This is a genomic window from Devosia crocina, assembly GCF_900116545.1.
Classification (GTDB): Bacteria; Pseudomonadota; Alphaproteobacteria; order Rhizobiales; family Devosiaceae; genus Devosia; species Devosia crocina.
Genome location: NZ_FPCK01000001.1, coordinates 225,467 through 251,117 on the forward strand (window position 1 = coordinate 225,467; position 25,651 = coordinate 251,117).

Below are 25,651 nucleotides of genomic sequence, written 5' to 3' on the forward strand. Positions count from 1 at the left end.
GTCGCTGCTCATTGGATCGTCAGGATCCCCTTGTGGTCGATGCCCAGTCCGCCTAGGCCGGCGCGGGCCGCAAAAATATCGGTGGGGTGGAAGAGGTAAAGCCAGGGTGGATTGGCGTTGAGGCGTCTGAGAGTGGCGCCATAGGCTCTTTCACGATCGTCGTCATGGACCGCGCGATTGGCCGCCGCGATGAGACTTTCGGTCTCCGGATCGTCAAAGCCCTGCCACCACACAGCCTGGTTGCGCGCAGAAATCTTATCGTCGAGGACGCGGAAGGTGCTTTGCGGCGAGGAATCGAAAATGGCCATGTCGCCCATCGCCTTGCGCCCGACCTGGCGGGCATAGTCGGGCCGATCCGTTTCGGTGTCGATCGTTACGCTCAGCCCGATTGCTTCAAGCGCTGCGGCGACGAACTGGCTGATGCGGGGGGCGCGTTCGGGCATGTAGAGCGGCGTGCGCAGGGTGATGGCGCTGGGCCCGCCTGCCGCGTCGAGGAGGCGCTTGGCCGCATCGGGGTCATAGGCGATTGGGGCTATGGGCTCTGCCATCCCGAGGTGAAAAGGACTGACAATGGTGGAGGCTTCAGCACCGAGGCCCTGGAAAATCTCCGCGATCAGGCTTTTCTTGTCGATGGCGTGATTGGCCGCGAGACGCGCTTGAGGCGCAGTGAACAGCCCGGTGCTGCAATTGAGGTAATACATCACCGAGAGCGTGTTGACTGCCTTGCCCCACTGGAACTGCGGATCGAACGTGACGGGCTCATCGAGACGCTCAAGATTAAGGGCAGCATCGATCTGCCCCGCCTTGAGCTTTGCATAACGCTCCTCGGCGCTCGGGACGCACTGGACCTCGATCGACCGCCCGCCCGCCACCGCGTCGAGGCGTGCGAATTGTCCCGGCGTGAACGCCGTAACGCGGTATGGTCCTGTGCCCAGCACGGCGCGACCCTGGCTGTCCTGCCGGCAGATGAAGAATTCCGAGAAGATATCGAGAATGTCGGCCAGCGGCTCTGGATTGTCGACCTCGATGACATCGCGGCTAGGCGCGCTAATCCTGGCCTGCGCCAGGTAGCGTGAATAGCTCCACTTCATGCCGAACATGTCGACGGAGTTCAGGATGCCTTCGATGAAGGCCATGACGTGATCGGCAGTGCAGTCGACGCCATCATGAAAGGTCGCGCCGGGCCGGATCGTGAAGCTCCAGTGCCGTCCGTCGGCGCTGTGCGACCAGTGCGAGAAAAGGGCCGGGGCAACGCGTCCGCCCGGCTGCCAGCGCAGCAATGGCTCGAAGACCAGGTTTTTCAGGGTCAGGATCGAGGTATCGTCCGTCACTCGATTGGCCGGAAGGAAGTCGAGCTTTTCAAGAGCGATCGTCAGCATCAGTCGATCTCGTTTCGCCGGCGCGGGTTGAACCAGTCGGCCAAGCTGTCTCCAATCAGATTGAAGCACAGGACGGTCAGAAGGATCGCCATGCCGGGCGACAGCGCGACCCATGGGCTTTCACGCATATATTGCAGGTTTGCCGAAACGTCGGCGCCCCATTCGGCCAGAGGTGGCTGCGCGCCGAGGCCAAGGAAGCCAAGACTAGCGGTTTGCAGAATGGCGCTGCCGAAGCTGAGCGAGGCCTGTACAAGGAGCGGGCCGAGGCCATTAGCGAACACATATCTCCAGAGAATGCGGCGCGTCGGCAAACCCAGTGAAACGGCGGCTTCGACATAGGGCTTGACGGAAATGGCAAGCGCCTGGCTGCGCGCAACGCGGGCAAACTGGGGCGCAAGCGTGATGGCGACGGCCAGCATGGCATTATTGAGGCTCGGACCGAAGGCGGCGGCGAGCGCGATGGCAAGCACCAGGGCGGGGAAGGAGAGCATGGCGTCGACGACCCGCATGATGATCATGTCGACCGCTCCGCCCGCAAAACCGGCCAGCGTGCCAAAGAGGACCCCGACGACAAAGGCGATGCTGACCACGCCCATGCCGATGGCAAGGGTGTAGCGCCCGCCATGCAGCACGCGTGTCATCACGTCCCGACCAAGGCTGTCGGTGCCCAGCCAGTGGGCCCAGCTTGGGCCCTGAAGCTTGTTGAGCACATCGAGCTTGGTCGGCCCGTAGGGGCTGATCATGGGGCCGAAAATGACGGCCAGAATGACGGCGACCAGCACAAGGCCGCCGGCGGTGGCAAGGCTGTTCTTGCGCAGAAAATGGACAAGTGCGGTCATTTCATCCTCTTGCGCACGCGCGGATCAAGCACCCCGTAAAGCAGGTCGACCAGCACGGAGGTCAGCATGAACAACAGGGAGAACACGAGGGTCGTACCCTGGATAACCGGATAATCCCGGTTCTTGATGGCTTCGAACATGAAGCGGCCGATCCCGGGCCAGGCAAAGATCGTCTCGGTGAGAATGGCGCCGCCGAGCATTTCGGCAAATTTGAGCCCCACCACGGTGATTGCCGGAAGGAGCGAGTTGCGCAATCCATGCTCGAGCACCACCTGCGCGCGCGTCAGGCCTTTGGCCCGGGCGGTGCGAATGAAGTCCTCGGACATCACTTCGAGCATGGTGTTGCGCACGAAGCGGCCAAGCGTTGCCGCCAAGAAGGCGGCGAGAACGGCCGTCGGCAGAACCAGGTAGCGGATAGCGCTCCAGACTATATCCCACTGCCCGGTGATGATGCCGTCGAGTATGACGAAGCCGGTGATGGGCTGCATGATGATATAGGGGCTGAGACGTCCCGAGACCGGCAGCCAGCCCAGATAGGTCGCAAAGATCAGCTGCAGGATCAGCGCCAGCAGAAAGGCGGGCATCGAGACGCCGACCAGCGAAAAAACGCGGGTAAAATGATCGAAAATCGAATTGGGTCGCGTCCCGGACAGGACGCCGATCGGTATGCCCACGAGGATGGCCACCAGCGTAGCGCAGATGGCGAGTTCGAGTGTCGCTGGCAGGCGAAGAAGAATCTCCTGCAAGACCGGTGCGCCGCTCTTGAGCGAAATGCCCATGTCGCCCTGCAGGAGACCCAGGAGGTAGTTGACGAACTGGAGGTAAAAGGGCTCGTCGAGACGCATCTGCGCGCGCAGCGCCGCGATCTGGGCGTCGGTAGCGCCGGGCCCGAGCAGCGTCACAGCCGGATCGCCGGGGATGAGGCGAACAAGAGAAAATACGATAACCAGGACCAGGATCAGGACCGGGATGAGCGCCAAAAGGCGGCGCAACAGAAAACTCGCCATGTCCGTTCTCCGACTTCATGAAACTCCGCCACGGCGCCGAGGGCAAGCGCCGTGGCAGTCGAGCAGGTTTGGCCTACTCTTTAGAAACGCCCCAATATTCATTGAGCGGGGGCGCGGTGTTGATCACGAGGCCATTGACGTTGGCGCGGGTGAAGACGATCAGCTTGGGGCTGAAGAGGTAGGCCCCGGGCACCTTGGCAGCGATCTTCTCCTGGATGTCGAAGTAGAGCTGCTTGCGTTCCTCCTGGTCGACTGTCTGCTGCGCCTCGAGGATCAGGGCGTCGAGTTCGGCGTCCTCGGGCATGCGGAAGGTCATGGCCGTGTCGGCAAGGCTCGACAGATAGCCGATGGTGATGTGGGCATCGGGGTCGTTGTACCAGGGCTGGCGGCCATCGAGGGCCACGTCGAACTGACCGGCGGTCTGCAGCGCACGATAGGCCGGGAACTCAGTCTGGGCGATGGTTGCATTGATCCCGATATCGGCCAGGTTCGCCTGGACAAAGGTGGCAACGGCACCCCAAAGCGGGCCTTGGAAGCTATAGAGTGTGAGATCGAGGCTCGACGGATCCACACCGGCTTCGGCCAGGAGCGAGCGCGCCATTTCCGGATCGTAAGTTGGAGCGAGTTCTTCCATCTTGGGGTTGAAGGCCCAGCTATTGGTGGTGAGCGGACCATAGACACGCTCTGCCGTGCCGCCGAACACGCCCTGCAGCAGGCCATCATAATCGATGGCATGGACGATGGCCTCACGCACCTTGATGTCGGCAACGGGGCTATCGGGGTTGTTGTTGTTGAATTCAAGCTGGCGAATGATCTGGCTGGGCGCCTCGATGATCGTCACGTCTGGATTGGCTTCAAGGGCCGCAACATCCTCGGCGGCAATGGCCGAGAGCTGGCCCTGCTGCTGAACGACGTCGACGCCTCCATTTTCGAGTTCAAGGCGACGCGTCGAGGCATCGGGTATCACGCGATAGATAATGCGTTCGAGTGTGGGGGCGCCGCGGAAATAGTCCGGATTGGCATCGAGCACGATGTTGGTATCGGCCTGATAGCTGGCGAACTTGAAGGGTCCGGTGCCGACCGGATTGGTCGCAAAGCCCTCGTCGCCAAATTGTTCGACAGCTGCGGGGCTGACAATGGCCGCCTGCGGTTGTGCTAGGATCGAGAGGAAAGCCGGATAGGGTTCGCTGAGCTTGATCTTGACTTCGGTCGGGGAAACCGCAGTGATCTCGGAGATCAGGCCGAACGTCGCCTCGACATAGGTGTTGATCGCCTTGGTGCGCTCGAGCGAGAACTTCACGGCCTCAGCGTTGAAGTCGGTGCCGTCATGGAATTTGATGCCTTCGCGCAGCTTGAAGTCAAATTCCGTACCGTCGGGCGAGACGGTCCAGCTGTCGACAAGGCGGCCTTCGAGCTGGGTAAAATCGGGTGCGGTCCATGCGACCAAGGTGTCGAAGACGTTCAGGATGACTTCGCTGCCGATGGGCTCCGCCTTGTTGGCTCCGGGCTCAAGGCCCACCGCATCGGAGGGCACGGCGACGATCAGGGTTTTCAGCGGATCTGTGCTCTGGGCATGGGCGCTGCCCAACATAAGCGGCAGGGCGATGGCCGCGCCTGCGAGGAGGTTGCGTAACTTCATCTGTGACCCTTTCGCGGTCAGGACTGTGGCGCCAGATCGATGTCATATCTAATCTGGTATACTACGAAATATCCTACGGGATTGACGCTGTAAAGCTGCGCTGCTGCAAATTTGTACGGAAGCAATTGTTGCACAAAATTTATGCGCAACGATGGTCTGAAGTCATGCCGTATTGGCGAAATTTAAGGCACACCTGACATTTTTTGCTACATTTGGCAGATGGGAGTCCTCAAATTTTTCTAGCCCGGCAATCCGCCTCTGGCGACGGGCCGCGTCGGATCGCTGGCCCATTGCGACCAGGACCCGACATAAAGTGCAGCATCGACGCCCAGGGCTGCCAATGCCAGCACGGTGTGAGCCGCCGACATTCCAGCCCCGCAATAGGCGCCCACTGGCTTGGTCCCGTCAGCGCCAACAGCCTGGTAGATACCAGCCAAGGCGTCCTGATCGGCAAAGGTGCCGTAGTCGGTAAGGTTATCAGGCGCGGGCGTGCTGATCGCCCCAGGAATGTGGCCGCGCGCGGGGGCGCCTGCCGGCGTTGGGCCGCCCACGTAATTGGGCCGGATACGCGCATCAAGCAAAACGCCATTCCGCGCCATCGCAGCAGTGGCCTCTGCGTCGAGTTCAGGCATGTGTCCGGGAGACAAGGCGATATCGCTCGCCTTGACCGCTTGATGTGCCGTTTCTATCGGCATGCCATCCTTGATCCAGGCCGGCATGCCGCCGTCGAGCACTCTCACATCGTTGAGCCCGGCCCAGCGCAGTACCCACCAGGCACGGGCCGCCACCATGCTGCGGTCGCTGTCATAAACCACCACGGTCGCCTCGGGTCTGAGACCCCAACGTTTCGCCTTGGCCTCGAGGACGTCGATGGCGGGCAGGGGGCGCGCTCCGCCTTCCGGGGAGGCGGGGGCCTGAAAGTCCTCATAGGCTTCCGTATCGATGGCGCCCGGAATGCGTCGATCGCGGATCGAGTCCGTGCCCGTATAGGGATTGACCGACTGCACGGCCAAAATGATGAGATCATCGCCCCGATCCATCATGGATTTGAGTTGCTTTGGCGTCAGCAGCACGCGGCTTCGTACGTCGTCGGTCATGGCTCCCCCCGGATCTCTTGGAATATTACGTAGCATATTACGTTGACATTTGTCACTCAGGACGTTGTGGTATGGCGTCCCTATCTAGGAATGTCGCCGTGTCCATCCTCTCTGTCCAACATCTCACCACGCAATTGCGCCGCCAGGGTCAATGGAACACCGTTGTCGACGATGTGAGTTTCGCTATCGGCGCCAATGAGACAGTGGCGGTTGTTGGCGAATCCGGTTCGGGCAAGAGCGTCACAGCGCTCTCGATCATGGGGTTGCTGCCCGAGAGGACCAGCAAGGTCTCCGGTCGCGTCCTGCTCGATGGCGCGGACCTACTGAGCTTTGACGAAAAGCAGATGCAGGCGCTGCGCGGCGAAAAGATCGGCATGATCTTTCAAGAGCCGATGACGAGCCTCAATCCTGTTCTGACTGTCGGTCGACAGATTGCCGAGACGCTGATTCGCCACCGCGGCCTGAGCCGCGCGCAAGCCAAAACCCAGACTATTCAATTGCTGGATCGGGTGCGCATTCCTGCCGCCGCGCGCCGGTTCAATGAGTTTCCCCATGAGCTTTCCGGCGGCATGCTGCAGCGCGTGATGATCGCCATGGCGCTCGCCTGCCGGCCCCGCCTGCTGATTGCTGACGAGCCGACCACCGCACTCGACGTCACTATCCAGGCGCAGATCCTCGATCTGATCAAGGAACTGCAGCGCGAAGAGAATATGGGTGTGCTGTTCATTACCCATGACATGGGTGTTGTGGCCGAGATTGCCGACCGCACCGTCGTGATGTTCCGCTCCAAGGCGCTCGAGAGCGGGCCAACCGAAGACATCTTCGAGAATTCGACACAAAACTATACGCGGGCCCTTCTCGCCGCCGTGCCCCAGCTGGGTTCGATGGCCGGCATGGCCCACCCCACCGCATTTCCGATCATCGACATCGCGACTGGCGCTACCGTGCCTGCCCGCGAAAGCAGCGATACTGTCATGCCTGGAAAGCCGGTGCTCAAGGTCGACAATCTCGTTACCCGCTTCGAAATTCGCTCCGGGCTGTTCGGCAAGATCATGGGCCGCGTGCATGCGGTAGAAAATGTCAGCTTTTCGCTCCAGCCGGGCGAGACGCTGGCTCTTGTGGGCGAATCGGGTTGCGGCAAATCCACGACAGGGCGCTCGGTGCTGCGGCTCGTGGAAGCGACCAGCGGATCCATTGAGGTGGCCGGCGAAGACGTGCGCGCCATGCCCAAGCGCCTGCTCGACGCAAAGCGGCGCACTATGCAGATGATCTTCCAGGATCCGTTCTCGAGCCTCAATCCGCGTATGCGCATCGGCGAGGCTATCGCCGAACCGCTCTTGAGCCATGGACTTGAAACGCCAGCCATGGCGCGCCACCGCGTCACCGAATTGCTTGAGCGTGTCGGTCTTGGTGCCGACATGGCGCAGCGCTTTCCTCACGAGTTTTCAGGTGGGCAGCGCCAGCGCGTCGCCATTGCCCGCGCCCTGGCGCTCAACCCCAACCTGATCGTCGCCGATGAGGCCGTGTCGGCGCTCGACGTTTCGGTCAAGGCGCAGGTGGTCAATCTGATGCTCGAGCTTCAGGAGCGGCTCAAGCTTGCTTATCTTTTCATTTCCCACGACATGGCCGTCGTCGAGCGCGTCAGCCATCGTGTGGCCGTCATGTATCTGGGCGAAATCGTCGAGATCGGGCCGCGCGCCGAGATCTTCGGCAATCCCCAGCATCCCTATACCAAAAAGCTCCTCGCCGCCGTGCCGATCGCCGATCCCAAGCGCCGGCACTTGCGCCGGGCAGTCGGCAATGACGAGATCCGCAGCCCAGTTCGCCCCGCCGACTTCATCCCGCCGACGCGCCAATATTTCGAGCCGACGCCGGGTCATGTCGTACAGGTGCCCGGAGCTGAGTGGGCGGCCTGAACTAGAACGAAATCCCGCTATGGGGCCTATCGAGCAGGGCGTGGATCAGACCCTGCCTTGTATTCTCGTTGTGCTCAACCATGGCAGCGCGTGCGGCTTCCGGGTCGCGCTGTCTGAGGACCGCAACAATTTTGTGGTGGTCATTACTGGTCTCTGGGTTCACGTCGCGCACCTGCGCGCCCATGTAGAAGAACCTGCCGCACTCTTCGAGATGGCTGACGACGAGGCTCAGCAGCCGCGGATTGCGCGAGGCCCGGGCAATGGCGGTGTGAAAATCCTCATTGGCGCGCACGAAGCTTTGCGTGCTCACATTTTCTCCCCGCACATAACTTGCATCGGCAAGGGCATCGAGCTGGGCGAGTTCGCTTTCGGTGAGGTTTACGGCAGCCAGGGCACCCGCTGTGCCTTCCAGCATGGCGCGCACGGCGAAGAGGTCATTCATGTCCTTGACCGTGACCGAAGTCACCCGATAGCCGCGGCGCGGAAAGGCTTCCACGAGCCCTTCGACGCCCAGGCGCCCAAGCGCCTCGCGCACCGGGGTCTTGCTCATGGCAAGATCATCGGCCAGCTCCAGCTCACTCATCTCGCTGCCCGGCGGCAGCTGTCCGGTGATGATGCGCTGGCGCAACTGCTGATAGGCCCGATCCGTCAGGGAGATTTTGGTTTTGGTCGAAAGGTCCATGGTGTCCAAAAGAGCTTTTTGGCCGTGCGCGTTTGGCATGCCGGAACATATGCCAGCAGAAAGATTGACTATCTAGGACGCACACAAGCCTTTTCCTGTGTCCAGCTGTAGTATATTACGTGGAATATTCAAGCGCAGGTGTGCCGTGCCATCGATTCTCGTTATCAATCCAAACAGCTCTCCTGCCGTCACGCGCTCCATGGAGAATTGCCTCGGCATCGTCCGTGAGCGGACCAGCTACGATATCTCCTGCATCGAGCTGCCAAAGTCGCCGCCGGGCATCGAGACCGACGAGCATGTCGGCATGGTCATCCCCCACATCGTTGAAAAAATCGGCGAAACCAACGCCGACGCCTATGTGCTGGCCTGCTTTTCCGATCCCGGCATAGCCCAGGTGCGGGCCAAAACCGGCAAGCCGGTCACCGGAATCGCCGAATCTGCCTATCTGGCGGCTCTGGGTCTTGGGAACAAATTCGGCATTGTTTCGCTGGGACCCTCCTCGATCGGTCGTCACAAGCGCTATCTCGATGCGCTCGGCCTTTCCGCGCGCCTCGCCGGGGATCGCTCCATCGACATGACCATTCCCCAGCTCATGGCCACCGATGTCGTCGAAACCGTTCTGCGTACCGGCACGAAGCTGCGCGACGAGGATGGTGCCGACGTGGTCATTCTGGGATGCGCCGGGCTCGGGTCCTACCGCACCGCGCTCGAGGATGCTCTCGGTCTCCCGGTCGTCGATCCGGTACAGGCGGGCGTCGCGCTGGCTGTCACCAATCTTGATCTCAATTATCGCACAAAGGCTCGTTGACCCATGGACCAGGTGATCCGAGGCACCGTCGTCACGCCCACCGGCTCCATCGAAAACGGCTGGCTGGCAATCAAGGGCAACAAGATTGCGGCGATCGGCGAAGGGCAGGCGCCAGACGCCGCTTCCGTGCATGACGCCGGCGCGGCCTACGTCATCCCGGGCGTCATTGATGGCCAGACCCATGCGGGCAGCTATGGTGGCCTGCCGGGCATCGGCTCGACCACGCGTTCGGCGGTTGCCGGCGGCATAACCACTATTGTCGACATGCCCTATGACAATCCGGCTCCGCTCAATACCCTTGAGCGGCTTGAGGACAAGAAGGCGGCCGTCGCCGCCCATGCCCATGCCAATGTGGCGCTCTATGGCACCGTCATGCCTGGACAGGATATGGGATCGGTGCAGCCGCTGATCGAGGCTGGCGTCGTAGCCTTCAAGATTTCCGGCTTTGAATCGAGCCCTACGCGTTTTCCCCGCATCGCCGCGGACCAGTTGCTGGATCTCTTCGAGGCTCTTGCTCCGACCGACGTACCGCTGGGCATCCACAATGAAGACCAGGAAATCGTTCGCAGCCGCATCGCCCGCGCCAAGGCGACAGGACAGAATGGCATCGAAGCCCATTCATCGAGCCGTCCGTTGGCGGCCGAACAGGCCTCCACTGCGCATTTCCTTGAACTTGGCGCGCTGTCCGGCGCCCACGCCCATATCGTGCACCTGACATCGGCCCGGGGCTTCCATCTCGTTGAAAACTATCGCCGCGATGGGTTCCGCGCAACAGGCGAACTCTGCGTTCACTATCTTTGGTTCGATCCCTCGGTCGATAATGCGCTGGGCGCGCGCATGAAGGTCAATCCGCCCATTCGTCCAGGTCAGATCGAGGCGCTCTGGGCCGATGTCGTGGCTGGGCGCGTTGCCTTTGTCAGTTCCGACCATTCGAGCTGGCCCATCGACAACAAGTTCACGCCGTCGATCTTCGATGCAGGCGCAGGCGTTCCTGGCCTCGAAACCCTGCTGCCCGCCTTCTATACCGGGGCAGCACAGCGCCAGCTCGATGCGCTGCGTCTCACGGTGGAACAGCTCGCCGAGCGGCCGGCAAAATTCTTCGGCCTCTGGCCCGAAAAAGGCGTGCTGCAGCCTGGCGCCGACGCCGATATCGCCATCCTCTCGCTCGAGCCGCAGGTTTGGGACGAGACCAAAGCCCATGACGAACTCAACTGGAGCCCGTTTCACGGCCGCCCGTTCGATTGCCGCGTGGCACGCACCTATGTTGGCGGCAAACTGGCCTGGGATGGCCAGGCTATCGTCAACCAGCCGGGCGATGGCAAATATGCGCCGCGCCTTGCTTCTCACTGGTTCAACTAGCAGGACTCTTCATGCCGCAGATCACGACCGAGACAAAGGGCGTCTTCGTCATTGCTGTTACACCGTTTACCGACACCATGGCGGTGGACACCGCCAGCGTCGATTCCATGGTGGATTTCTACTACGACAAGGGCGCCGACGGGCTGACCATTCTGGGCATGATGGGTGAAGCACCCAAGCTGACCCAGAGCGAAGCGCTCGACATCACCCGCCAGACGCTCATGCGCTCCGGCGACAAGCCGGTCGTTGTCGGCGTTTCGGCACCCGGTCTTGCCGCTATCGAGGAACTGACCAAGGCGGTCATGGACATGGGCGCCGCCGGCGTCATGGTCGCGCCGCCTGGCTCGCTCAAGACAGACGATCAGATCTTCACCTATTATCAGAACGTTGTGGACACAATCGGCACCGACGTTCCGGTGGTACTGCAGGATTTTCCGTTGGTGACGGGAATCCATATTTCGTCCTCGCTGCTCGGCCGCATTGTGGAAGCCATGCCGTCTATCGTCATGCTCAAGCATGAAGACTGGCCGGGTCTGGCCAAGATTTCCGATATCCGCAATGCCGAGGCCAAGGGCCGCCGTCGCCTGTCCGTGCTGTGCGGCAATGGTGGTGTATTCCTGCCAGAGGAAATGGAACGCGGCGCCGATGGCGCGATGACGGGATTTGCCTTTCCCGAAATGATGGTCGATGTCGTCCGCCTCGCCGGCAATGGCGAGATGGAGCGCGCGCAGGACATTTTCGACGCCTATCTGCCGCTGGTGCGTTATGAACAGCAGCCGGGGCTCGGCCTCGCCGTACGCAAGCATACTCTGGCGAAGCGCGGCGCCATTGCCAGCGCGACCCAGCGTCGTCCCGGCGCTATGCTGGCACCCAAGGCCATCGCAGAAGTCGAGCGCCTGATCGCGCGTCAAACCCGCAAGCTGGAGGCTCTTGCCTGATGGATTTCGGACTTAAGGGAAAACGTGCCCTCGTTCTGGGCGGGAGCCGCGGCCTCGGTGCCGCCATCACTCAGGCTCTGCGCGAGGAGGGCGTCACCGTCCTCGCCGCCTCTCGGAGTGGTGAATACAAGGTCGATCTGGCGGACCCCGCATCAGTCACGGCGCTCATCGAACGCGTCAAGGCCGGAGGCGGAGTCGATATTCTCGTCAACAATAGTGGTGGTCCCAAAGCCGGTCCGGCCCAGGGTCAGGCGAGCACTGACTGGCAGGCCGCGTTCAATGCGATGGCAGCTTCGCTCTATGCCATTACCGATGCCATGCTGCCCGGCATGATCGATCGCAAGTTCGGCCGCATTATCACGGTCGGCTCTTCGGGCGTCGAGGCGCCCATTGCGGGCCTCGCGCTCTCCAATGCCATTCGTGGCGCAGTTGCCGGCTGGTCAAAGACCCTCGCCGGAGAAGTCGCCAAGCATGGCATCACGGTCAACATGGTTCTGCCTGGCCGCATCGATACGGACCGCGTGCGCGAACTCGACGAGGGCAAGGCCGGCCGCACAGGCACCAGCGTCGAAGCCGTGCAGGAGGCTTCGCGCAATGAAATCCCCGCCGGTCGCTATGGGCGCCCTGAGGAGTTCGGTGCCGTCGTCGCTTTTCTCGCCAGCCAGCAGGCCAGTTACGTCACCGGCAGCATGCTGCGTATCGATGGCGGCATGATCAAGGGACTGTAAAAACGTGACCTATGATTTCGACACCCAGATCGACCGGCGCAATACCGGCAGCAACAAGTGGAGCAAATACCCCGCTGACGTGTTGCCAATGTGGGTGGCGGACATGGATTTTTCGGCCGCTCCGCCGATCGTTGCAGCGATCACCGAGCGGCTGCAGCATCCGGTTTTCGGCTATTGCTCGGCCAAGCCGGAACTGCGCGAGCAGATCGTCGCCGACATGCAGGCGAAATATGGCTGGACCATCTCGGCCGAGGACATCGTGTTCCTGCCCGGTGTCGAACCGGGCTTCAACATGGCTATCAAGGCGCTGCTGAAACCCGGCCAAACGCTGGCCATTCAAACACCCATCTATCGGCCGATCTTGATGGCACCGCGCCATTGGGAACTCTCGCAGGTCGATTTGCGCGTCGATCTGCCGGTGGCTGAACAAAGGTCCAGTCTGGCGCTGGCCGATGCAGTCCTGCTGTGCAATCCGCACAATCCCACAGGCAAGGTCTACCGTCGCGACGACCTGCTGGCTTTGGCCGAAGCGACTGGCGACAAGCCTATCATCTCCGACGAGATCCATTGCGAGCTGCTCTATGATGGGCGCCGCCATATCCCGATCGCCTCTCTCGATCCGTCAGTCGCGCAACGGACCATCACACTGATGTCGGCGGCCAAGACGTACAATATTCCCGGGCTCAAGGCCGGTTTCGCCATCGTGACCGACACGGCCCTGCGCGAGCATTTCAACGCCTCGCGCCTGGGCATGGTCGACAGCGTCAACATTCTGGGCCTCGAAGCCTCGCTTGCCGCCTTCCGCGATTGTGCCGATTGGCGAGACGATGCCGTGGCTTATCTTCAGGAAAATCGGGATTACTTGGCCAAGGCAGTGGCCGAACGCCTGCCGGGTGTCCGCATGGAGGCGCCGGAAGGCACTTATCTCGCCTGGCTCGATTGCAGCGCGCTGGGACTGGCCGATCCGCAGAGCTATTTCGTCGAACATGCCCGTGTCGCCTTCAGCGCCGGCAGTGATTTCGGTGCCCGATACAACCAGTTTGTCCGCCTCAATTTCGGCTGCACACGTCAGACCTTGGTAGAAGCAGTCGACCGTCTTGCCTCCACCCCAGCCTTCGCCGGAGGCCGGTGATGTGACCACTATCGCGCCCATTCCTTTCGCGGTGGATCTGACTGTCCGCCCCGAAATCGTGCCCTTCTTCGATACGGCCTCCAATACCATCAGCTATGTGGTGCGCGATCCGGCATCGCAGAGCTGTGCGGTAATCGATTCCGTGATGGATTTCGACTACGCTTCGGGTGGCCTCTCGCACGAAAGCGCCGATCGCATCATCGCCCATATTCGCGCCCAAGGTTGGCAGCTGGAATGGGTGATCGAAACTCATGTCCATGCCGATCACCTGTCGGCCGCGCCCTATATTCAGGAGCAGCTGGGTGGGCGACTGGGCATTGGTGACCAGATCCGCACGGTGCAGGATACTTTCGGCAAGGTCTTCAACGAACGCACGCGGTTCGAGCGCGACGGTTCGCAGTTCGACCGGCTTTTTGCCGATGGCGACAGCTATTCCATAGGCACCATGACCGTGCACACGCTCTTTACGCCCGGGCACACACCGGCGGACATGGTCCACGTTATCGGCGACGCGGCCTTTGTCGGCGATACGCTTTTCATGCCCGACGGCGGTTCGGCCCGCGCCGACTTTCCCGGCGGCGATGCGCGAACGCTCTATCGCTCCATTAGGCGCGTGCTGAGCCTGCCGGCAGAAACCCGGCTCTTCATGTGTCACGATTACGGCCCTAATGGCCGCGATATCGCCTGGGAAACCACAGTCGCCGAGCAATCTGCCGAAAATATCCATGTCGGCGGCGGCGTGGACGAGGATACATTCGTTGCGATGCGCGAGCAGCGCGACAGCACGCTGGCCATGCCGCGCCTCATCATCCCCTCGCTGCAGGTCAATATGCGTGGCGGACGCTTGCCCGAACCCGATGACGACGGCAGGGTCTTTCTCAGGGTACCGGTCAACGGCCTTTAACCGGGATGTTTCTTGAACCTTTTCAGTATGTTCTAGGCGCCGTTTCCGGCGGCCTCGTCGGCTTTACGCTGGGGCTATTTGGGGGCGGGGGCTCGATCCTTGCCGTGCCGCTGATGGTTTATCTGGTTGGCGTCCCGCTGCCGCATGTCGCAATCGGCACCAGCGCCTTTGCCGTGGCTGCAAATGCTGCGGGTAACCTTCTGATCCATGCCCGCAAGGGCAATGTGCTCTGGCGCTGCGCCTTTATGTATGCGGGCGCCGGCGTGCTCGGCGCGCTGATCGGTTCGATCCTGGGAAAGGCCGTTCCTGGGCAGCATCTGCTGCTGCTGTTTTCGCTTCTGATGGCCGCCATTGGCGTGAACATGCTGCGCCGGGGAGCCGGCCAGGGCACCGCCGGGGCCAGTTGCAACCGCGAAAAGGCTCCCCGGGTTCTGGCCTATGGTGGCGCTACGGGTGTGCTGTCGGGCTTTTTCGGCATCGGCGGCGGCTTTCTGATCGTGCCGGGACTTGTAGCGTCCACCGGCATGCCGATCCTGAATGCCATAGGCTCCTCGCTTTTTGCCGTGATGGCATTCGGGCTCACCACGGCGCTGAGCTACGCGTTCTCGGGATTGGTGGATTGGCCGCTGGCGGCCGTCTTTATCGCCGGAGGCGCCTTGGGCGGCCTAGCCGGTGCTCGTATCGCCGCAGCGCTTGCGATGCGCCAGCGAGCGCTGACGGTCACGTTTGGCTTCATGGTCATAGTGGTTGCCGGATACATGGCACTCAAGTCCTTGAGCGCAGTGTAATTGGCGCTATAATCTTTCGGGCTGCGCTCCACGCCTTGATGATCAGGGGTAGTCCCCGCATGCCACCCGCCCGCAACTGAGTGATCCATCAGGTCTAGCCCCGAGAGATCGATGATCTCTAGGCCGACTTGGGCGATGTCGCCGATACCCAGACGCTTGCGCGCTTGAGCGCACTGCGTGAGAAATTACCGCTGATGCCGCCGGAGGGCTTGCCGTCCACCTTCCACCTGCCCGATGATCGCGATCAACGGGAGCAATCGATGACAATGCATTTCCTGCCTCTGCAACGCCGTCTGGTCGCTTTCCTCTTTCCTTTGATCGTTGTGGCCATAGCCGCGCTGACAACCCCGGCTTTTATCGAGGCTGGCTTACACTGGTGGCCGCTGTTCATCTTCGGTGCTCCAGTTCTGCTCGCCTTGCTGATCTGCTTTGAATACTGGAGCGCTGCGATCGGCTTCGACGCAGAGAAGCTGCACTATCGCAGCGTCGGCTATCAGCTGACGGCGCCCTGGCACAGGCTGTCGGAAAGGCTGATTGATGGCAAAATGTCGCTTTACGTCAGCGAGTGCGAGCCACGCTATCATTGGTGGTTGTGGATCATGCAGGCCGTGCTGGGCCCAATTATGCCGCGTCGCTCGCGCTACGCCCATGGCTTGATGGCCATGATCCCGCTCCACTGGTTCGCCTCATCGCCCGACGATGCGGTGATGCTCGGAATCCGGACCCGGCTGGCAGAAAGTGACATCACCAAGAGAAGGTTGGATTGACTGGCTCGGCTTTGTTCGCTTCCGGTGTCGGCGCCCGCTCTGAGAGCGTCTGCTACGCGTTCTCGAGGGTAGACAAGCCGCATTACATAAGGGCTTTATTGGCTAAGACGGGATTGCGAGGTCGTGTCCTAGAATCTACGTGTGCGGCTACCCAAAACCTTGCAATGGCGCGCCGTGAGACCTCCAGAATACGGGTGTCGTTGGACCTACAGTCCTGGAAAGCAGCGACCCCGATATCTGAAATGGGCTAAGCCGCCGAAATAGCCGGCTTTTTTGTCTTTAGACGCGGAACAAGGTACGTGAAAGATCAGCGTCACCCCGGACTATGCCTTCTACCGACTTTGGCGGTCTACCATCCCGAATGGACAGGCCGAGTTTATTACTATGCCGCTGAACGCGTCGTATGATTGAACGTCCGCTCTAGACCCAAGGCTGTCGTCTAATCGCTCTGCATAATGCAAGTCCTTTCTAGCAGGCCAATCTGTCGTTTGCCGGAAACACAGTGGCCTTCGCGGTCGACATAAGTCGCCGCATGATGAGGCTTCGCAGGATGAAGCTTCCAATGTGTGAGACGCACTCGACCGGCCTTATGGTGGCTCGAGAGTGCAACAGCTTCAGCGGAATGGTTCGCTCACGTCCCGGCAGGAACACCTCGATGCACTTTTGAGCGCGGCAAGCTTAGTTGTTTCGATGTCGGTGTGCGCAATAGCGGACATTTCGGTGTAGCCCAGCAACGAATTTTGGGACGCATCGCAGATTCCGTGGGGCCGGATCAACCAGAGCGCTGCTAAGCCTGCATAGCACCGCTGATTAAGTAGTGTCGGTCAATCCCGCTAGCCCGTACTCTGGGCACGGTCGCTTGGCGGCAAGCTGGCTCGCTCTAGCATGATGGGTCTTGACGACTTGGCTGGCAATCGAGAGTGCACGGCTGCGGAGCCAGTAAAGGCACACGTCTCGGATGGCCATGTCGTCGTCGATGCTGCGCACGGCAGATGTTCAGGTCCGCTTAGCTAAAGTTCGGGAAGACTGAACTCGCGAATCAGGATTTGGGCGCTACGGGTTTTTCTGGATTCGGCCGGTTGCGGGACGAGCGTGAACCTTGGGTGACGAGGCCAGATCTAACGCGTGTGGTGCGATAAAGAGTCCTTTGAGGCTGCACTTTCCGCGGGCAGATGTGGCCGAGCGAGTGGATGATGCCGATCCCAGCATAGACCAGCGGGAGACTGCCTGCAGGCCGAGATCAGCTTCTGGCGCAGCGGGCTGACAGAGTTGTTGGGAAGGATTGTGGTCATCGTCGGGCTCCTGAGTTGATGGAACCAAATGGAACGCCTGAACCCCGCTATCCTCAATCGAACCGGGAAGACCAGTTCCTCGTCGGTGTTCCACCGCATGCCCTCCCGCGCCAGCGGGTTCGTTCTCCCACACCGAAGCCGCAGTGCGCCACCCACGAACCAGCGGCAGACATTACGTTGGAAGCTTTCAAAAGCGGCGGCCAAGCTGCATAATGTCTCACACGATTGAGGAGGCTGGCGATGACCACTGGCCGAGGTTGTCCAGGGGGATTGCGGCACCATGGTAAACGAACCGGTCAAGGGACCAGCCTCTTACTTCCCATCCATTGAAAAGAAATATGGCCGCCCAATTGCCGAGTGGCAGGAGCTGGTACGCCGGAAAATGCCTGCGAAGCACATGGAGCTGGTCGCCATGCTTAAGAACGATCATGGCTTGGGTCATGGTCACGCCAACGCGATCGTTGCTCACGTTCTGGCTGCGGCCAGGCGCTGAACGTCCATCCACGTAAGCGCAAAAGCAAAATCCTCGGACCTGTGAAAGGTCCGGGATTTCGATGTTTCGAACCTTATGCGCGGTCGGCGATGTGGCTTGCCAGATAATCTGCGTCATGCCACACGCCCCAGATGAATGGGGAGGCGCGGCGGCTGAGCCAGGCAAGACCCAGGAAATAGAGGCCCGGTACCTTGGTGACGCCCTTGTCGTGGTCGGGACGGCCCTTCTCGTCGAAGGCGTCGAGCTTGAGCCAGCTGAAGTCGAGCGCATAGCCGGTGGCCCACACGATGCTGGTCACACCGGCTTCAGCCAGGTCCAATTCGCGGATGGGGTTGGTGACGCAGTCCGGGTCCGCGCCGATGATGCGGGCTTCCGGCTCTTCTGGGAGGTCGAGGCCATTGGCCGTGACATAGGCGTCGGCTTCGTCCAGTACCGAGAGATAGTTCGCATCGCCCTTGGCTAGGTTGTCGACGAGGTCGCCATCAACCTTGAGCACGCCGTTTTCATAGGCGCCGGTCTTGCCCAGGAGCACCATGCCGCGCGCCGCAAATTCGCGGAAATTGACGGTGTGACCACCGCGCGCGCCGCTGACCGAGATGGTCACATGCTCCATGCCCGGTTCGCGCGTGCGCGCATCCCAGTGGCCGAGTACGCCCAACCACCAGCAGAAGTCCTTGCCGCGGTAGCGGCGCGGCGGGCGCTCATGCGGGCCGACGGCGAGATAAACCTTCTTGCCCGAGCGCAGCAATTCGTCGGCGATCTGCGCGCCGGACGAACCGGCACCCACAACCAGCACCGCCCCCTCAGGCAATTGCTGTGGATTGCGATAGTGGTTGGAGTGGATCTGCTGGATACCGGCGCTTTCCGGCACGACTGCAGGGATGATCGGCCGCTGGAAGGGGCCCGTGGCGGCCACGACATTTTTGGCCTCGATCACGCCTTCGGAGGTTTCGACCCGGAAGCCGCCGTCGGCCTTGGACTCAACTGATTTCACCTCGACACCGCAGCGGATCGGGGAGTTGATCTGCTTGGCATAGGCTTCGAAATATGCGGCGATGCGCTCCTTGGGCGCAAAACCCTCGTCTTCAAGGTCGTCGAACTTCATGTTGGGGAAGCGATCATGCCAGGCGGGGCCATTGGCAACCAGGCTATCCCAGCGGGCCGTGCGCCAGCTTTCGGCAATTCGGTTCTTTTCGAGCACGATATGGCTGATGCCGCGCTGGCCCAGATGCTCGCTCATGGCCAGACCTGCCTGGCCCCCGCCGACGACGAGCGTATCTACCGTTTCAACTGACATCGATATTCTTCTTTCCAAGAACAGGTCGTGAGGCGCCGCGCGCCAGATTTCATCGAAGCTTTAGGAGAGGGGTGGGGGGCGGGAAAATTAAGATTTCTCGCAGCGCTGATTAGGCTACCCCTAAACCGGAATGTAGAAATTGCCATGCATGTTCATGCACTTACGCGAATTGTCGTAAGTTCTCAGTCCGCCCGGTGGCGGTCATGCGGCGCTGGACACGGCAGGAGAAGTAGGGCTCCGCTCCTGCCGCACTGTGAACGGCTTGCCTTATTCGTCGCCGGGCACACCGTAACTGGGGGCCACGGACGGATTCTCTGCCCGTTGCACATAGGCCTGGGCCTGTGGGGCGTAGACTGCCCAGGCCGCACGCAGCGCTTCAATCGGCCGTTCGCACCAGTCGAGGCGCAGATCGACCAGGGGCCAGCTCAGGCGGTCGGCAACCTTGAGGCCGGCCGAATAGACGGGGCCGGCTTCGCCGCCAGCGGCCAGTCCGGCCTCCAGCGCCTGCATCAGCCGCTCGGCCAGATCGCCCTCGCTGCGCTCAAAACTATCGACCATGGCCTGCGGCACGCTATCGTTGGCGAGGAGATTGCCGCCGGCAGCGCAGTTACTGCCGGCTGCGGTTCCCCAGGTGCCAAGCACATGACGGCCTGAATGCAGCGCGGTGCGGCCCTGGACGTCGATCACCATCAGCTGGCGATAGTCGATATGGTCGCGGCCGGCCGTGACCAGCGCCAGGGCCTCGGTCGCCGAAAACCCCTTTTCCAGCGCGTCGAGCAATAGCGGACCCAGCGCCGGATCAGTGACGTTCTGGCTGGCCACGGCGCCGACGCCGGGCCGCACATGGGCGCATCGTGCGGCCACAGCAGGCGAGGACGACGACACGACCATGCCAAATTGTCCGGTCTTTGCGCAGCGGCCGATCAGGGAGAAGGTCATCTTACTCGGGGATCACGGCAGTGGCGTCGATCTCGACCAGCCAGTCAGGGCGGGCCAGGGCGGTGACGACGAGGCCGGTCGAGACCGGGTAAACGCCTTTGATATATTCGCCCATGGTGCGGTAAACGGCTTCGCGGTGGCGCACATCGGTGATGTAGACCACCACCTTGCAGACATGCTCCATCTGGCCACCGCATTCTTCCACGAGCTGCTTGATGTTCTGCATCACCTTGTGGGTCTGCTCGACAGGGTCATGGCTCTCGATGTTCTTGCCGCCATCGAGTTCCTGCGGGCACTGGCCGCGCAGGAAGATCGTGGCGCCACGGGCGACCACGGCCTGACAGAGGTCGTTGTCGAGGTTCTGCTCGGGATAGGTCTCTTTGGTATTGAACTTGCGGTGGCGGTAGTGAGCCATGGAACTGTCCTTGAGGGCGCCGGCCCCAAGGCCGCGCCAAATGCACATCGGCGGCACTATCGCCGAGGTGCAGAGGGGCGCATATCAAGGATTGCCTCAGCCCGAATTAGCCTCCGCCTAACCTTAGCCTTGCATAGGCAGTTGCGAATTCGCTTTCGCGTGCCGTGCTGCTAGGTCGGGCCTATTGCCGGGAGCCCCATCGCCATGCGCACGCTCGATATTCTAGATCGCCTGATCGCCTTTCCTACGGTCAGCCGCAGCTCCAATCGTGAGTTGATCTCTTTTGTCGGCCAGCTGTTCACCGACGCAGGCATCACTTGGGAGCTCGCCGAAAGCGTTGATGGCACGAGGGCCAATCTCTATGCCACCATCGGCCCCCTGGATCGCGGCGGCGTCATGTTGTCCGGCCACACCGACGTCGTGCCGGTCACCGGACAAGCGTGGTCGCGTGATCCTTTCACGCTCCATATCGAAGATGGCCTCTGCTACGGCCGCGGCACAGCCGATATGAAGGGCTTCGTTGCGGCCGTGATTTCTGCTGCCCGCGCCGCTGCGGGACGCGATCTCAAGTCCCCTCTGCATCTGGCCTTTTCCTATGACGAGGAAATCGGCTGCGTCGGCGTGCGCCGCCTGATCGACATACTGGCGCCGCGCGCCGTCAGGCCGGCCATGGCCATCATCGGCGAGCCCACAGGCATGCGTATCGCGACGGGCCACAAGGGCAAGGTGGCTTTGCAGGCCAGCTGCCACGGCCACGCTGGCCATTCAGCCCTGGCGCCAAAAGCGCTCAACGCCCTGCATATGGGCGCCGACTTCATCAACGTGCTGCGTCACGAGCAGGATCATCTTGCCGAAAAGGGCGCGCAGGATCATGACTATGACGTGCCCTACAGCACTATTCATGCCGGCGTGATGCGCGGGGGCGAGGCGCTCAACATCGTGCCTGATCGCTGCCAAATCGATTTCGAGATCAGAAACCTCGCCGAGGATGATTCCCGGGCTATTCTGGCGCGCATTGAAAAGGGCGCGGAAAACATCGTGGCGCCCCTGCGCCGGCAATTTCCCACAGCCAATATCGCCATCGAAGAGGTCAACGCCTATCCCGGCCTCAATACGCCCGATCACGCCGAGATCGTGGCGCTGGTGCGCTCGATTACAGATGCTGGTGCTGACAGCTTCAAGGTTGCCTTCGGCACAGAGGCGGGGCTTTTCGACGCGCTCCTTGGCGTGCCCGCGGTTATCTGCGGTCCAGGTTTCATGGACCAGGGGCACAAGCCTGACGAGTTCATCGCGCTGGAACAGCTCAACGCCTGCGACGCCATGCTTGCGCGGCTGATCGACAGGCTGGAAGTCGGTCTCTAAGCCAAATCCAGCCCCCAGAATGACTTAGCGCCATGCTGCCCTGCGGCATCAAATCCCGCTCTCCCTCAGCAAGCCATGCTAGAAAGGCCCTGGCGGCGCTGCGGGCAAGCGCGCCTTAGTCCGAGCCAAATTTAGGTTCGGAAATTCTGAACTCACGAAACGAGAAACACTAATTCTCATCTCGTGGCGCCCGTGGATATACCGAAAAATAGGCAAGGCTCGAACTGTGCGTAGCAAACGTGCGAACTTCGTTGGGCCGAGTGACGAGGACGTTTAATGCAGGCAAATCCCGATCTGATCGCCGGCGAGTTTGATACGCTGATCGCTTCCATGACCGTGGAAGAAAAGGTCGCCCTCGTTTCTGGCCGCCACATGTGGAAGACCGCCGAGATCGCGCGCCTGGGCATCCCGTCCATCATCATGACCGACGGCACCTATGGTGTGCGCTACTCCATCGACCAGATCGATGGCGACCAGCCAGGTGGTCAGGATTTCGCTGCCTTTCTCTCTGTGGTCAACCAGAAGGCCAACGGTGTTCAGGTCGCCTTCGGCGCCATCAATTCCGCCACCTGCTTCCCCAATGGCTCAAGCGTCGCCTGTTCGTGGGATGTCGGTTTGATGCATGAAATGGGCGCCGCTCTGGGTAAGGAGTGCCAGGAGCTTGGCGTCGGTCTGCTGCTGGGGCCGGGCATCAATATCCGCCGCACCCCTCTGGGCGGCCGCTCCTATGAATATTACTCCGAGGATCCGCTGCTGACCGGCGACCTCGCTGCCGGTCTGATCAATGGCCTGCAGGGGCAGGGTGTGGGCGCCTCGCTCAAGCATTTTGCCTGCAACAATTCCGAGATCGAACGCACCAGCATGGACAGCCTGGTAGAAGAACGCGCGCTGCGCGAAATCTACCTGCGCGGTTTCGAGCGTGCCATCGGCCAGTCTAATCCCTGGACGGTGATGACCTCCTACAATGTACTCAACGGCGTTCAGGCTGCGGAAAACCCGTGGCTGCTGGGCGACGTGCTGCGCGATGACTGGGGCTATGATGGCCTGGTTGTTTCCGACTGGCACGGGATCAAGGATCGTCCTGCCTCGCTCAACGCCGGCAATGATCTCGATATGCCCGAGAGCGGCAAGCGCAAGCAGGACCTCATCACAGCCATCGAAGCAGGCACGGTATCGGCCGAAACCCTTGATCTTTCGGTTCGTCGCGTGCTCGAGCTCGTACGCAAGGCGCTGATCAATTCGCGCAAGGGCGAAAAATTCGACCGTGCGACCCACCACGCCCTGGCGCGTCGCATCGCCGGCGAGTCCATCGTGCTGCTCAAGAACGACGGCGTTCTGCCGCTCGATCCCAATGCCAGCCTCAAGATTGCCGTCATTGGCGGTGGCGCCGAGGAACCCGTCATCCAGGGTTCCGGCTGCGCCACGACGCTGCCCACCCAGGTCGATGCGCCGCTGGCCGAGATCCGCAAGCTCGCGGGCGTCAATCTCGACATCCGCGCCTATCAGGGATTTAGCGAGGACCTGTCTCTCGCCGCCGACCTGGCAGACGAGGCCGTCGAGGCGGCCAAGAGCGCCGATATCGTCCTGATCTTTGGCACCACCGAAGTGGGCTATGATGGTGAAGGCTCGGATCGCCGCAACCTTTCGCTGGCGCCCGGACAGGATGGCCTGATCGCGGAGATCGCCAGGCTCAACCCGCGCACTGTGGTCGTGCTGTCCAACCCCGATGCCATCACCATGCCCTGGCTGGACGATGTCGCCGCCGTGGTCGAAACCTTCTTTTCGGGGCAGGGCATGGGCGGTGGTGTCGCCGATGTGCTGTTCGGCGCCGTCAATCCGTCGGGCAAGCTGACCGTGACCTTCCCCAGAAAGCTGGGTGACGTGCCTGGCTTCCTCTCCTATCCCGGCGAGAACCGCCGCCACATCTATGGCGAAGGCATCTTCGTCGGCTATCGCGGCTACGACGCCCGCGAAACCGAGCCGCTGTTCCCCTTCGGCTTCGGCCTGAGCTACACAGACTTCACCTATTCCGACATCGCACTCGACAAGACCGAGCTGCGTTCCGGCGACAGCGTGACGGTCAGCTTCACGCTCACCAACACCGGTGCCCGCGCCGGCAAGGAAGTGGCGCAGCTTTATGTCGAACGCTCCGGCCAGCGCCATGCGACGCCGCCGCGCGAGCTCAAGGGTTTTGCCAAGGTCGCCCTTGCCGCGGGCGAGAGCCAGCGCGTTACTATCACCGTGCCGGTCGACGATCTGCGCGTCTATGACACCAGCCTTGGCTGCTGGGTGCTCGACAATGGCGCCATCGCGCTCAAGGTCGGTGCATCCTCGCGTGATCTGGCGCTCTCGGCCGAAGCCAATTGTGTTGCAGCCGAAGGGCGTTACCGTCCGATCCTGCGTGATACCCAGCCCATCTTCATGCTGAACAATCCCCCGGCACGCCGCGTCTTCCGGCAGTTCCTCGAAGCGCGGCTCAATGTCAGCGAGCGTGAAGCCGAGGGCATGCTGGAGCACTGCACCAATTCATTCATCGGCTTGTTCACCACCTTCGAGCGCCGCTTCCGCATCCAGTTTTCGGAAGACGACATCGAGCGTGTGCTGGCCGATATCGAGCAGGCCGTTGCCGAGGATGCCCGCGTCCAGGCCTGACTGCTCACCCCAAGTTTCGGTCTGGCGATGCGCAGCGTCAGACCGGAAAAGCGGTCCTCCTGCGGGCCGCTTGTCTGACTGATTAGAAATGCTTCACAACAAGTTCCTTGGAGGGAACGGATGACAAATTTCAAGATGAACCGCCGCACGCTGCTGAAGTCCGGCGCTGCCGGTGCAATGGTGCTCGCTGCGCCCGCCATTCTGACGCGCCAGGCCTTTGCCGCTGACTCGCTGACCATCGGCGACACCGGTGGCCCCTATGCCGAAGCCTTCCGCCTGGCCTTCTACGACCCCTTCGAGGCCGAGACCGGCATCCGCATCAACAATATCGTCCTGAGCCCTGATCCGGTGCCGCAGTACCAGATGCTGGTCGACACCAACTATTTCCTGATGGACGTCAGCGTCATGACGCCCGAGCATATCGATCGCCTCAACCGCGAAGGCGACTATTTCGAGCCGCTGAACTTGCCCAACGTCAACTCGGACGACTTCGTCCAGGGTGCGATCACCGATAAGTTCGCCGCCGTCTATATGTTCGCCATCTCCATGGGCTATCGCGCCGACACCCTGGGCGACAACGCGCCCGAGTCGTGGGCCGATTTCTGGAACACTACCCAGTTCCCCGGCCGTCGCAGCCTTTATCGCAGCCCGATCACCACCATGGAAATCGCGCTGCTTGCCGATGGCGTTGCCATTGACGATCTCTACCCGCTCGACATCGACCGCGCCTTCGCCAGCCTCGACAAGATCAAGAACGAAATCGCCGTGTGGTGGACCTCCGGTGCTCAGAGCACCCAGATCCTGCAGAACGGCGAAGTCGACATGCTCAACATCTGGAACACCCGTGCTCAGACCGTCATCGATGACGGTGCTCCGGCCGCGATCTCCTGGGTTGAAGGTCACTACAACCTCGGCGGCTGGACCATCCCCAAGGGCTCGCCCAAGGCTGACATGGCCCGCAGGTTCATCGAGTTCACCCTCGATCCGGAACGTCAGGCCAAGTACACGGAAATTCTCGCCGTGTCCCCGACCCACCTCAAGGGCTATGACTTCGTTCCCGAAGACAAGCGCGGCAACCTGCCGACCGCTCCGGGCCACATCGAAAAGCTCCGCCCGCTCGACAACGCCTATTGGGGTGAAAACCTCAGCGCCGTCACCGAGCGTTTCGAAGCCTGGCTGCTGAGCTAAATCGCGTCTCTCCCCGGACCGGGCGCGGCT

General features: G+C 61.5%; 22 protein-coding genes. 13 read left to right on the plus strand and 9 right to left on the minus strand.

What is annotated here, in order from left to right:
* Window positions 1-8: 8 nt before the first annotated feature.
* The 5 genes from BM364_RS01035 to BM364_RS01055 form a co-directional block, all read right to left on the minus strand.
* A complete protein-coding gene (locus BM364_RS01035; protein ID WP_092419719.1) occupies window positions 9-1,379 on the minus strand; it encodes an ABC transporter substrate-binding protein in 1,371 nt (456 codons plus the stop codon).
* Window positions 1,379-2,218 (minus strand): ABC transporter permease, encoded by an 840-nt coding sequence (locus BM364_RS01040; protein WP_092419721.1) that lies wholly within the window; start codon window positions 2,216-2,218, stop codon window positions 1,379-1,381. The genes BM364_RS01035 and BM364_RS01040 overlap by 1 nt, the downstream gene beginning before the upstream one ends.
* Window positions 2,215-3,225: an ABC transporter permease gene (locus tag BM364_RS01045; RefSeq protein ID WP_092419723.1), complete on the minus strand. Its 1,011-nt coding sequence runs from the start codon at window positions 3,223-3,225 to the stop codon at window positions 2,215-2,217. Before BM364_RS01045 ends, BM364_RS01040 begins: the two co-directional genes overlap by 4 nt.
* A 73-nt stretch (window positions 3,226-3,298) precedes the next feature.
* Complete coding sequence (locus BM364_RS01050) at window positions 3,299-4,864, minus strand: ABC transporter substrate-binding protein (RefSeq protein WP_092419725.1); 1,566 nt, start codon at window positions 4,862-4,864, stop codon at window positions 3,299-3,301.
* A gap of 239 nt (window positions 4,865-5,103) precedes the next feature.
* Window positions 5,104-5,961 (minus strand): sulfurtransferase, encoded by an 858-nt coding sequence (locus BM364_RS01055; protein WP_092419728.1) that lies wholly within the window; start codon window positions 5,959-5,961, stop codon window positions 5,104-5,106.
* Between the two features lie 71 nt (window positions 5,962-6,032).
* Between BM364_RS01055 and BM364_RS01060 the strand changes: the two genes are divergently transcribed.
* Complete coding sequence (locus BM364_RS01060) at window positions 6,033-7,877, plus strand: ABC transporter ATP-binding protein (protein WP_092419730.1); 1,845 nt, start codon at window positions 6,033-6,035, stop codon at window positions 7,875-7,877.
* 1 nt (window position 7,878) lies between these two features.
* Here the strand turns inward: BM364_RS01060 and BM364_RS01065 are convergent, their stop codons facing one another.
* The gene (locus BM364_RS01065) at window positions 7,879-8,559 is read right to left on the minus strand and encodes a GntR family transcriptional regulator (RefSeq protein ID WP_092423718.1); all 681 of its coding nucleotides are present in this window, start codon (window positions 8,557-8,559) and stop codon (window positions 7,879-7,881) included.
* 145 nt (window positions 8,560-8,704) lie between these two features.
* Here BM364_RS01065 and BM364_RS01070 point away from each other — a divergent pair, with 145 nt between their 5' ends.
* The 9 genes from BM364_RS01070 to BM364_RS01110 all read left to right on the plus strand — a co-directional run bounded on the left by BM364_RS01070 (window position 8,705) and on the right by BM364_RS01110 (window position 17,768).
* Window positions 8,705-9,367: an aspartate/glutamate racemase family protein gene (locus BM364_RS01070; protein ID WP_092419733.1), complete on the plus strand. Its 663-nt coding sequence runs from the start codon at window positions 8,705-8,707 to the stop codon at window positions 9,365-9,367.
* A gap of 3 nt (window positions 9,368-9,370) precedes the next feature.
* The gene (locus BM364_RS01075; RefSeq protein WP_092419737.1) at window positions 9,371-10,726 is read left to right on the plus strand and encodes a dihydroorotase; all 1,356 of its coding nucleotides are present in this window, start codon (window positions 9,371-9,373) and stop codon (window positions 10,724-10,726) included.
* Window positions 10,727-10,737: 11 nt separating this feature from the next.
* The gene (locus BM364_RS01080; RefSeq protein WP_092419740.1) at window positions 10,738-11,664 is read left to right on the plus strand and encodes a dihydrodipicolinate synthase family protein; all 927 of its coding nucleotides are present in this window, start codon (window positions 10,738-10,740) and stop codon (window positions 11,662-11,664) included.
* On the plus strand, window positions 11,664-12,392 hold the full coding sequence (locus BM364_RS01085; protein ID WP_092419743.1) for an SDR family oxidoreductase: 729 nt from the start codon (window positions 11,664-11,666) through the stop codon (window positions 12,390-12,392). Before BM364_RS01080 ends, BM364_RS01085 begins: the two co-directional genes overlap by 1 nt.
* 4 nt (window positions 12,393-12,396) lie before the next feature.
* Window positions 12,397-13,524, plus strand: coding sequence for a MalY/PatB family protein (locus BM364_RS01090; protein WP_092419746.1), 1,128 nt, complete (start codon window positions 12,397-12,399; stop codon window positions 13,522-13,524).
* Window position 13,525: 1 nt separating this feature from the next.
* A complete protein-coding gene (locus tag BM364_RS01095; protein WP_425284861.1) occupies window positions 13,526-14,428 on the plus strand; it encodes an MBL fold metallo-hydrolase in 903 nt (300 codons plus the stop codon).
* A 5-nt stretch (window positions 14,429-14,433) separates the two neighbouring features.
* Complete coding sequence (locus BM364_RS01100; RefSeq protein WP_092419749.1) at window positions 14,434-15,216, plus strand: sulfite exporter TauE/SafE family protein; 783 nt, start codon at window positions 14,434-14,436, stop codon at window positions 15,214-15,216.
* Between the two features lie 128 nt (window positions 15,217-15,344).
* Window positions 15,345-15,983: a hypothetical protein gene (locus BM364_RS01105; RefSeq protein WP_092419752.1), complete on the plus strand. Its 639-nt coding sequence runs from the start codon at window positions 15,345-15,347 to the stop codon at window positions 15,981-15,983.
* A 1,572-nt stretch (window positions 15,984-17,555) separates the two neighbouring features.
* Window positions 17,556-17,768, plus strand: coding sequence for a DUF4287 domain-containing protein (locus tag BM364_RS01110; protein WP_092419755.1), 213 nt, complete (start codon window positions 17,556-17,558; stop codon window positions 17,766-17,768).
* 73 nt (window positions 17,769-17,841) lie between these two features.
* On the opposite strand, the gene BM364_RS01115 is transcribed toward BM364_RS01110, so the two are convergent.
* The 3 genes from BM364_RS01115 to BM364_RS01125 form a co-directional block, all read right to left on the minus strand.
* On the minus strand, window positions 17,842-19,065 hold the full coding sequence (locus BM364_RS01115; RefSeq protein ID WP_092419758.1) for a flavin-containing monooxygenase: 1,224 nt from the start codon (window positions 19,063-19,065) through the stop codon (window positions 17,842-17,844).
* Between the two features lie 267 nt (window positions 19,066-19,332).
* On the minus strand, window positions 19,333-20,004 hold the full coding sequence (locus tag BM364_RS01120; RefSeq protein ID WP_092419761.1) for a DUF1028 domain-containing protein: 672 nt from the start codon (window positions 20,002-20,004) through the stop codon (window positions 19,333-19,335).
* 1 nt (window position 20,005) lies between these two features.
* Window positions 20,006-20,419: a RidA family protein gene (locus tag BM364_RS01125; RefSeq protein WP_092423722.1), complete on the minus strand. Its 414-nt coding sequence runs from the start codon at window positions 20,417-20,419 to the stop codon at window positions 20,006-20,008.
* A 204-nt stretch (window positions 20,420-20,623) separates the two neighbouring features.
* Here BM364_RS01125 and argE point away from each other — a divergent pair, with 204 nt between their 5' ends.
* The 3 genes from argE (at window position 20,624) to BM364_RS01140 (ending at window position 25,621) form a co-directional block, all read left to right on the plus strand.
* A complete protein-coding gene (gene argE / locus BM364_RS01130) occupies window positions 20,624-21,781 on the plus strand; it encodes an acetylornithine deacetylase (RefSeq protein ID WP_092419764.1) in 1,158 nt (385 codons plus the stop codon).
* A 276-nt stretch (window positions 21,782-22,057) separates the two neighbouring features.
* Window positions 22,058-24,433, plus strand: coding sequence for a glycoside hydrolase family 3 C-terminal domain-containing protein (locus tag BM364_RS01135; RefSeq protein ID WP_244542731.1), 2,376 nt, complete (start codon window positions 22,058-22,060; stop codon window positions 24,431-24,433).
* A 120-nt stretch (window positions 24,434-24,553) separates the two neighbouring features.
* Entirely contained in the window at window positions 24,554-25,621 is a 1,068-nt protein-coding gene (locus BM364_RS01140) for an ABC transporter substrate-binding protein (RefSeq protein WP_092419767.1), read from the plus strand.
* Window positions 25,622-25,651: the final 30 nt, after the last annotated feature.